This is a genomic window from Psychroserpens sp., from assembly GCF_047633235.1.
In the GTDB taxonomy this organism is placed as follows: domain Bacteria; phylum Bacteroidota; class Bacteroidia; order Flavobacteriales; family Flavobacteriaceae; genus Psychroserpens.
In genome coordinates, this window is record NZ_JBLIET010000015.1 from 58458 (window position 1) to 69482 (window position 11025).

3 protein-coding genes and 1 pseudogene are annotated in these 11025 nt (G+C 34.9%); 3 read left to right on the top strand and 1 reads right to left on the bottom strand.

Annotation, left to right across the window (positions count from 1 at the left end; genetic code table 11):
* Positions 1–5: 5 nt before the first annotated feature.
* Positions 6–2297, top strand: a complete 2292-nt coding sequence (locus ACJAZK_RS06865; RefSeq protein ID WP_415223255.1) for a M56 family metallopeptidase — start codon at positions 6–8, stop codon at positions 2295–2297.
* 518 nt (positions 2298–2815) lie between these two features.
* Here the strand turns inward: ACJAZK_RS06865 and ACJAZK_RS06870 are convergent.
* Positions 2816–4810 carry an endonuclease gene (locus ACJAZK_RS06870; RefSeq protein WP_415223256.1) on the bottom strand — a complete coding sequence of 665 codons (1995 nt, stop codon included), beginning with the start codon at positions 4808–4810 and terminating at the stop codon, positions 2816–2818.
* A 1854-nt stretch (positions 4811–6664) separates the two neighbouring features.
* On the opposite strand from ACJAZK_RS06870, the gene ACJAZK_RS06875 reads away from it, so the two are divergent.
* Entirely contained in the window at positions 6665–10015 is a 3351-nt protein-coding gene (locus ACJAZK_RS06875) for an ice-binding family protein (RefSeq protein WP_415223257.1), read from the top strand.
* A 53-nt stretch (positions 10016–10068) separates the two neighbouring features.
* Positions 10069–11025 (top strand): annotated as a pseudogene (locus tag ACJAZK_RS06880) (hypothetical protein); the annotation flags it as partial.

Consider the following 11025-nt stretch of genomic DNA (forward strand, 5'->3'; position numbering starts at 1 on the left):
AACGTATGGACTATATCTTAAAAGCATCTCTAGTTCTCTTTATTTTTTACGCCTGTTATCAATTGTTGTTACAAAAAGAAACTTTTTTTCAAGCCAATAGATGGTTTTTATTGTTTGGTTTGATCATTACATGTGTGATTCCGTTGATTGTGATTCCTGTATATATGGAGTACACGGTATCAAACACCAATAGCTTTATTCTCAATTATGATACCCTAACTACTCCTGTTGCCTTAGAAGAACCATTTGATTATATGCAACTTATAATCTGGATCTACCTTGCTGGCATCTTATTTTTCTTCGGAAAACTAATCGTTGCTTTTTTATCACTTCGGAAGGTTATCAACTCAAGTAAGACCAAATCACTAGGTTCCTTTAAATTATTAGAAACCAACCGAAATATTACACCGTTCTCATTTTTTGATCGTATTGTTTATAATCCTAATCAATTTAGAGCAGAAGAACTGGAACACATCATCAATCATGAGAAAGTGCACATCAAACAATGGCACTCTATTGATACCATTATTTCTCATATCGCGTGTATATTATTTTGGTTTAATCCAATTGCATGGTTATATAAAAGAGCATTACAACAAAATCTAGAATTTATAGCAGATCAAAACGCACAGCACATTTCGCTTTGCGAAAAAAGTTATCAAACTGTGCTGCTTAAAACGAGTCTTCAAAATAATCAATTAGCAATCACAAATAATTTTTACACCTCATTAATCAAAAAACGAATCGTTATGTTACACCAATCAAAATCTAGAAACATCAATAAACTTAAAATGGTGTTTGTGATGCCTTTACTTGGACTCTTTATGATGAGTTTTAATACTGAGGATGTTTATGTTGAAATTTCCGGGAGTTCTGCTGGGAACGTTGAATTTACTAATCAAATTCAAGACCACCTAAGTGTAATGTTTAGTAAAGACAATGATGATAACTATTTAGCGCTAACCAAAATACAACTTTATGAAAAAGGTATAACTTTTAACTGCGAAGACTTAAAGAGAAATGGTAAAAACGAAATCATCGCCATTAAAGTAACTTTTGAATCATCTTCTAATAGCACAGAATATAAAGTTAGTGGGAAGAAGCCAATACAACCTTTCACGTTTCAAAGTGACGGAGAATCTTTTAACGTGGCTACCATAGGAAAAGATGATGGAACGTTTTGGTATACTAAAAAAGATAAGGACGTCCTCGTTAGAACTAAAGATGGAAAATCAGTTAGTAATAAAAAAACTGATTCAGTTTTTACCAAAACACAAGGTAAAAAGCTGATACAAGAAAGAGATTCAATTTTAGCAAACGACAATTCCAAGAATCAAACGTGGATAAGCAAAGATGGCACAAAAACAAATATAAATGCTTCAGAAAATGGCAGTACTTATACATACTCTTCACAAGGCGAAGAGCCATTATATATAGTTAATGGAAAAGAAGTTGATAAAAATCATTTTAAGGAACTTAAACCAGATAATATTGAATCCATGAGTGTTCTAAAAGATAAATCAGCCACTGCGCTTTACGGAGAACGTGCTAAAAATGGCGTAATCATGATAACAACAAAATCAAAAGGCCCATGGAAAATCGTAAGTAGTGAAGTTACAAAGTATCCTTTAGGTAAGCCAAATGATACTATAATGTATAGGTTAGTTACTCCAAACGAATCTGGGATGGGAACTCAATATCATTTTACGCCATCTAAAATTGACGACAAAGATTTATTGTTTATAGTTGATGGCGTTAAAGGCACTCAAAGAGATTTTAGAAAAGTAACACCTGATTTAATTAAATCTATGAATGTTATAAAAAAAGAAGAGGGTTTAAAAGTATATGGAGAGAAAGGCAAAAATGGAGTTATCATAATTGAAACAAAATCGGGAAACCAATCAAATAGGACTAATAACTCTAAAATAATAGAAGTAAAAAAAGACAGTCCTTGGAAAGTGACAACAACTCAAGTCACTGGAGTCTATTACACGGGTGACAACGAAGAAAAATCTGCAGAATTAGTAATCTCGAAAACTTCTACAGATTCATTTTTAGAAAAGCAAAAACAAGAACTAAAGAAACATGGTATCGATGCCAAATTCTCAAAAGTAAGACGAAATAAAGCTGGTGTAATTACAGGTATAAAAATCTCACTGAATGACGACAACGGCAGAAAATCGAACGCTTCTTGGAAAGGTGAAAAAGAAGGGATTCCTGATATTATTATGGGAACATCTAAAGATGACTCTCTTGTACTAAGAGAAATAGGTGATTATTTCACTACAAAACAATAAAAAAACCTTCAGAAATTAAATTCTGAAGGTTTTACTTTTTTAAAGAATCAAATAACTATTTAATCTTTGCCTTTGTTGGGGTTTTTTACCAACAAATCTCACTTGGCCCTTGTAAAGAACGAATAACTGTTGGTAAAAACACCAACAGTGACAATAGTAGAAAATACGAGCAGTGTCAATAGAAAAATATAAGCTTTGAGAATAAAATGATTAAAGCATAAAACTCCCTGGAAATTAAAACCTGAAGGGTTTACTTTTTTAAAGAATCAAATAACTATTTAATCTTTGCCTTTGTTGGGGTTTTTTACCAACAAATCTCACTTGGCCCTTGTAAAGAACGAAAAACTATTGGTGAAAAACACCAACAGTGGCTATAGTGGCTATAGTGGCTATAGTGGCTATAGTGGAAAACACCAAAAATGCCTTATTAAAAAAAGTAATTAGAATTCCTTATTAAAAACCCTTCAAAAATTAAATTCTTGAAGGGTTTGTTTATTTTAATTAGTCTAGCCTACTACCTAATTTACTATCAGCTTCTTAACCGTTTTCTTATTTTCCGAAGAAATAGATAGAAGATAGATACCGCTTGCTAGGTTTAAATCAATTGCAGTGCCTTCATTATAACTAAAAGAACTAAGCAATTTTCCTTCTATAGAAAACACTTGCACATCTGCTTGTGCATTAAGCCCTTTGATACTAATTGTATTTGTTGTTGGGTTTGGATACACACTAATTTCATTTAAACCGAACTCTAAAACACTCAGCTCTTGATCCCATATTTGTCCGACATTATTTCCCCAAATATATTCTACTAAATCTGGCTGATCTATAAATGGATTTCTATTAAACTGCCATGTATACACCACATTATTACGATTCATTTCATAATCATCTGGTAGATCATTCCTATGCCAATCTAATAAGATTGCTAAATCTCCCAATTCTCCTGTAACATTTTCGGGGTAACCATTAACGACTTGCAATCCGTTGTATCTAATTTCCATATATAATATACTTCTTGCAACATCACCATAAAAGCTGGCTGCTGTTCCTGTAGGTCCATCATAACCGCCTAAAGTTGGATCTCCATAATGTTTATTGTTACGTGTACTGTTTTCTATTGCATCTGCAGCGCGAAGTGCATGAGCGTCGGAATTACCATGACGTAATGAATCTGCTTTTGTTGTCCAAAAGATATCTTTTCCGTCTGCAATCCCATCCTCTTCTATATCAAAAAAGCCTCCTCGAGATCTTGGATACGTATGTTCTCTATTCCATTTTTCAAAATTATCTGAGCTCGATTGCGCGTCTAATTTTGAACGTCCAATTTCTTTGTACAAGAGCCAAACCTCATTACTGTTTAGTGGGTTTTGATCTGCTTCTCTCAAAATATCAAAAACATCGGCGTAGGTTTGTGCTCTTACAATATTTGGATTTGCTATAATATCTTGGAGCGCTTGACGCAAATCCTCATCTGCTAATCCGTCAAGTGAATTATAATAGCCATTAGACTGTGTCGTTGTTACATTTCCGAAGGTAGGGTTTAAAGGTGTACCAAAATTCGCCATCGTAAAATCATTATCTACAATACGAATCTCTAAGTTGTTATTGAGTGCTAGATATTCTGCTGGTAAGCTTTCAAAACGCACTCTAGTGACTTCATCTCCTTCATCATCAGCATCATCTATTAATGTAATTGTTGTGGACGCTGTAGTTTGATTTAAAGGAATAGTAATCGATGTATTTCCCGTAAAATCTGAAGTATTGAAACCAAAATTATCGAGTACGATATTAAAGTTGAGTTCTTGTGCAACAGGAGTTTCTGTAGTAAAAGAAATGTCAAAGGCGTCAAACTCATTATACTGTTCTTGCGCGATAGCCATAATGATACCATTAAGCACTACGCCACTTCCATCGTTTAAAGCTCTGGGAGTTGGCGTCGTTGATGTGTATGTCACAATACCATCTATATCAACGAAACGTTGGATAGAATTAGGATTATTTCCTGCTCCTTCATTAATTTGCTCAATATTGGTAAATCTTGGATCTTGGCTAAATATATCAATAAAGTCTTGGTCATCTGAATCTGAGGTATCATAAAGCAATACATCCACTAAATTGTCGGTGGTTGCGACAGTTTCTTCAGGGAAATCAAAATCGCTCGCCTGATATATAGCCACTGCATCTGCTCCGTTTTGAATAATGTTTTCTGCAATTAAAAATTGAGGCACAGGACTTACTGAGTTGCTACCGATTAACAACAAACCATTAATATCTGTCGTGAATCCATCCAAATCAACAGTGAAATAACTGGAGTTATTCCCTGATGAAGACCCATTAAAGAAAACAACAACGTAACCATCTAAAGGGAAATTTGGAGTTTCAGATAAGAGTTCTAAGAATTCCATATTTTCTGCTCCTGGTGAATCACAATCTAATTCGTTAATTACAATTTGTCCATAAGAAAGCTGCGTTACGTATAAAGATAAAGCAAAAAGTAGTATTTTTTTCATGTTTTGAATTTTTACAAATGTAATCAACTCTTAATTCTATTTGTGATTATCGCTCTAAGAAATTAGGTTTAACAAAATAGCCTCCATTTTAACTTAAAATCAGCGGTAGCAATTTTTAAAAATTAAATTATAAAAAGACGAAACATTCAAAAGTTGATCATTTAAAGATCAATTCTCCCTTGGGTTAAACAAAAAGAGTGAAAAACCCCCTTGAATACTTACAATTATAAACTATAATAACAATTTTAAGTTACATATACAAACTTACAACAAGTAAATAGTAAATTTATTGAAATTAATACCATCTTTTTAGTTATAATTTCATATTCAATTTCATAGATTTTACTCTAAACGTTTGGTGAATGACATTCTAAGTATATATATTGATAACTCAATCAAATAAATAATCAATTATTAACCCTTAAAACCTTAAAAAATCATGATGACACTTGCAAAATTAATTATCGATATTCTTTTCTCGATTAACTAAACCAAACACTTCATTGTAAAACTTAGTCTAGAATAAGTTTCACAACAGTATTAAAAAATTTTATTTCATTTCAAATTCCGTAATTTTACATTTAGATAGTGATTCACTAATCTTAACTGTATGAAACAGAATTTATTTAAAGCAATAGCCAAACTCAACAAAAGACTCTTACCTAGTTTTTCTAAACAACAGCTAGACCTCAGCAAAGCCACTAAATCTCAACTGGCCATTATTGGCTGGCGAGTTTATGTGACTTCTCGTGCTTTGGGATAGAAAACATAGGTTAACTATCAAAAACTATAATGTCAGTCTTTAAATTTGAAATTAGACAGAAAACCTGTACATAATACATTAACACATATCCTTTTTAAAAGATATAGAGTTTAATGGTTTCTGTAAAGTCTTTTTAGTAAAAGAAAAAGTATGTAACCTACATTTAACACTACAGCAATTAATAAACAAGGATAGCAATAAGTCGAATGATATTATCCATCAAATTTTGCTACTTATAGAAGTCAAATACGGCATTTTGTTGTTTTTGAGAAATTTTATTTGTTAAAAATCAAAATACAGCTACCCTAAAGTATTCATTATCAATATTCTAAAAAACACCTCTTGCGAGAAGGCCTGATTTGTATGCTTTTCCAATTTCCTTCTTTCGAAAGGACTTGGCTTAAAGAAATGGCAAATTTCGTGCAGAGCGTCTGGACACCTGCACTCAATACTGATCTCTCAAAGCAAGTACCACCAGTTGAGGTTGTAATTTACCTTCTTAGAACCCCTTCCTTTAGTGCAACAAATAATACTAATGATTGTATTTTGACCCTTCTAATTGGTTATTTACAGATAATTAGTATCAAACAGAGTTTTACTCAAATATATTTGCAATTATTTTTCATAAAAATATGTTAATTAACATGTTTTTATTTGATGAACAGCAGTGATAAACGCCCCAACCTACCTCTAAACATTAACATTATTATGTTAAATCAATTTTGCACTTCGCAACGTTGGCCATAGATTCCCAAGTCTACGATTCTTGTTCTTTATTTATTGTTATCTAACAAAATTAACTAATTAATAATGTTATGTATAATATTACTCTTTTTGGGATAAAAGTAAAACCTACCAATTTTTTTCCGAACTTTTTTAATAGTATAATCAGCTTTGCGCTCTTTGTGCTTTTTTTATTAATCAATACGACGGTAAATGCCGAAAACCGGAGTACTATGTATTGATTGAAATCTCACTGAGACGTTGTCATCCATGTTGACAATGTAATGGTATACAGCACCTTATACGAAGTTGATGTAATAGCTTCTAATACAATTGTTAAAAATTACGTTAAAAAAAATTACATAAAAATGCTCAATAAGGATACTCCTTATAAGCACAAACAAGATTACGGAACCAACCTTTTAGACCTAATTACAATGAACAAAAAATTACTTCTCAGTTTAACAACTATCGCACTATTTTTAGTATCAAGTATAAGTTTTAGTCAAACGCTTGAATTTGGCACACTTGACTCTTTTGAAGCTTTTGCTGGAGTGGGAGCTATTACAAATAGCGGAACCGCTACAGGCGATGCTGGAACAAATGCTGGAATAATTAGCGGTTCTGGATTTGATCCAGCAAATGGATATACTGGTACCACACATAATAGTAGCTCCTTAACTGTTCAGGCAAGAATAGATTTGCTTAGGGTCTATATTCATCTTGACGATGTTTTTGTTACCCACCCCAGCACTCATCTTCCAGCTTTTGGAAGTGGCGAAACGATCACCCCTGGAGTTTATTCTATAGCTGGTGCTGGATCTTTAGCTGGCGCCCTTACTCTTGATGGAGGTGGGGATGCTAATGCTGTATTCATAATGAAATTTGAAGGGGCATTTACAGTAGGAGCAGGTGCCGAAATTATTCTAGCTGGCGGAACACGAGCGGCTAATGTTTTTTGGATTTCTCAGGGAGCTATTTCTGTAGCAACAACATGTGTTATAAAAGGAACTTTATTTGCACACCCTGGAGCTGTTACTCTTGGCGTGGGTAGTACCATAGAAGGAAGACTGCTTACCTCAGAAGGAGCAATAACTATTGCGGCTGGTGGCGTGGCAGATATGCCGGTTGGTCCTAGCACCATTCCAATTAATTGTATAGGTGACTGTAATTCTGCTCCTTCTGTTGATGTTTTAGGAAGTCTTAAGGAGTTTGCTATGTTTACTAGTCTTGGTGCTGTGGCAAATGCTGCTACATCTGGGATAGTTGGTGCTATCGGTACAAATGGTGGTGCTATAAGTGGTTTTTTAACTTCAACTCATACAAATAGCGACGCCACCACAGGAACTTTTTATAATTCAGATGCTGTAACAGCACAAGCCGTAATAGATTTAGATATCGCTTATGCTGCACTTATGGCTTTACCTAATGATTTTTCTGCCCATACGCCAGCTTTTGGAAGTGGAGAAACGCTAACGACTGGAGTTTATCACATAGCGGGAGCAGGATCTTTAGCAGGATCTATCACTTTAGACGGTGAAAATGATCCCGATGCAATATTTGTTTTCAAGTTTGCAGGGGCATTTTCTGTAGCGGCACAATCAAGAGTGATTTTGGTTAATGGTGCGAGGCGTTGTAATATCTTTTGGATTAGTGGTGCTGGAGTTGCCACTGGTGCAATGGATTTGGGAACTTTTACTTATATGAAAGGAACTCTTATTGCTCACGGAGGAGCCTGCAGCGCAGGAGCAAATTCAAGTGTAGAAGGAAGAATGCTTTCTACAGCTGGAGCAATTGGATTTAGTACAGGTGTAATTTATAATGATGAACTTTGCTTTGATGATCCTGTGGATTCAAATCCAGCAATTGCATTGGTGAAAACCGCCATCGTAAATGGAGCGGGAACCCTAGACGATGCAATTACCTATACCTTTACAGTTAAAAATACAGGAGATACCACTTTGACTAATATCGAAGTAACTGACCCAATGTTAGGATTGACGATCACTGGAAGCCCAATTGCTTCTTTAGGAGTGGGAGCTTCTAGCTCAGCTATCTCTGGAACATACACAATAACGCAAGAGGATATTGATGAAGGAAGCGTAACCAACTCGGCTTTAGTTACTGCTAAAGATCCTGATAATAATGACATAACTGATATCTCTGGTACAACTGAGGAAAATGACGACGATACGGTAACGGTCCTGGCTCAAATGCCAACCATTGCCTTGGTCAAAACGGCTAGTGTGGATGGAACGGGAACCCTAGGGGATATAATCACCTATAGTTTTACTGTTGAAAATACAGGTAATACGACTTTGACTAATGTCGTGGTAACCGATCCAATGGAAGGATTGACGATCACAGGAAGCACTATTGATTCTTTGGAACCTGGAGATTCTAGCGATATAATCACAGGAACATACACCATTACTCAAGCTGATATGGACACAGGAAGTGTAACCAACTCAGCTTTAGCTACTGCTCAAGATCCTGAAGGAAATGACATCACTGATATTTCTGGTATAAATAAAGAGAATGATACGCCAACCGTAACAACCTTAACTCAGAATCCAGCCATTGCATTAGTTAAGAGTGCCGTAGTAAGTGGAACAGGAATCCTAGGTGATCTAATTACCTATACCTTTACTGTTGAAAACACAGGAGATACCACTTTAACTAATATCACAGTAACAGATCCCATGGAAGGATTGATAATCTCTGGAAGCCCAATTGATTCTCTGGAAGTGGGAGATACTAGCGATGCTATCACTGGAACATATACCATTACTCAAGAGGATATAGATGCAGGGAATGTAACCAACTCGGCTTTAGCTTCTGCTCAAGATCCTGAAGGAAATGACATAACAGATACCTCTGGAACAACAAAGGAGAATAATACGCCAACGGTAACAACCTTAGCACGAAACCCAAACATTGTATTAGTTAAGAGCGCTATCTTAAGTGGAACGGGAATTCTAGGAGATGTTATTACTTATATATTTACAATTGAAAATGCCGGAGATACTACATTGACTAATGTCGTGATAACTGACCCAATGGTAGGATTGATAACCAATGGAAACCCAATTACTTCTTTAGCACCTGGCACTTCAACTATAGCACTGGGTAGTTATACCATTACTCAAGATGATATTGATGCGGGAAGTATATCAAACTCGGCTTTAGTTACTGCTCAAGATCCTGAAGGAAATGACATAACTGATACCTCTGGTACAACAAAGGAGAACGATACACCAACAGTAATAACACCCATAGTCTTACCAGACTTTACGCCAACAATAGCTATTGATGAATTAGGTTTTTTATCTGCAGGATCTACAAAAGATTTTGTTGTGAATATATCTGAAGTTAAAGGTGCGTCCTCAAATGGACAAATAGTTCTTACAATCACAAAAGGAAGTGCATTTCTTATTACCTATGCTGCTAATACTACCAGTTCTAATGTGAATGATGGTATTCAAGTTAATAATAGTGATTGGATAATAACTGAAAATTCATTCATAATAACAATGATATCAAAACCAGGTGTTATAATTGAAGCAAATACATTTTCATCTATTGGCTTTACTGTAACGCGAGAATTAGATATACCGACTCAAACTACACAGCCAATTACAATTACAATTACAAACGGTTCAGGAGAAGATAGTCAGCCTTTTAATAACACTTACAACATTGTTATTAAAGCTCAATAATAATGATCATAGTTTATCACCTAAAAAAAATATCAATATTAAACACTAAGATCATGAATACTACTCTATATAAATTAATGTTATTGTTCTTTACTGTATTTATGTTTATTCCAAAAGGATATTCACAGAAAAATGCAGATCCCGGAATTGGAATTTTAATGAGTCCATCAACTGTTTATCAGGGTTCTACAGGAATTTTGAGTGCTACTGTTGGTAACTATGGTAACCAAACTATAGCTCAAAATTCGTTGCGAATCACAATCAGTGTTGGTGACAATACTGAAATTATAGGAATTGCTTCAGGAACCGACACGCGTTGGAGCCAACAGAATTTAACAACTGGTTCTGCAAACACAATAAAATTAACAAATTCAGGTGGAAGTTTTAATTCATTTGATGTTGGAAGTGTTTTTCTTACTGTAAGAGGTAATGTGGTGAGTGATAACGATGTAATTTTAGGGAACATTGTATATATTACAGCCCAAAATCCTGAATTATGTGAAGGTTGTCCTTCACCTCCTCTAAATACTTCCCAAGGGAACGCTGTTAGTTCAAATGATAATGCACAAACAGGTTTGGCTGTAGAAGCCCTAGAGATAGATGCGGTAAATGATACTGCTGGACCTATCAATGGAGACATTGGCGGTGACGCTGGGATCGATGTATTGGATAATGATATGCTTAATGGCGTAATCGTTGATCCTGCAGATGTAACAATCTCTTCGACACCAACTCCAGAGTTGACAGTAAATACAGATGGATCAGTAGATGTAACTCCTGGAACACCACAAGGAACATATACGATCGATTACACAATCTGTGAAAATAATAATCCAACAAATTGTGATACAGCAACAGTAACTGTAACTGTAGATGCACCAGCGATAGATGCGGTAAATGATACTGCTGGACCTATCAATGGAGACATTGGCGGTGACGCTGGGATCGATGTATTGGATAATGATATGCTTAATGGCGTAATCGTTGATCCTGCAGATGTAACAATCTCT

What these genes read in the sequence shown, in the direction of transcription:
- ACJAZK_RS06875 (WP_415223257.1), top strand. Translation starts at nt 6,665, where the DNA reads ATGCTCAATAAGGATACTCCTTATAAGCACAAACAAGATTACGGAACC.
- ACJAZK_RS06865 (WP_415223255.1), top strand. Translation starts at nt 6, where the DNA reads ATGGACTATATCTTAAAAGCATCTCTAGTTCTCTTTATTTTTTACGCC.
- ACJAZK_RS06870 (WP_415223256.1), bottom strand. Translation starts at nt 4,810, where the DNA reads ATGAAAAAAATACTACTTTTTGCTTTATCTTTATACGTAACGCAGCTT.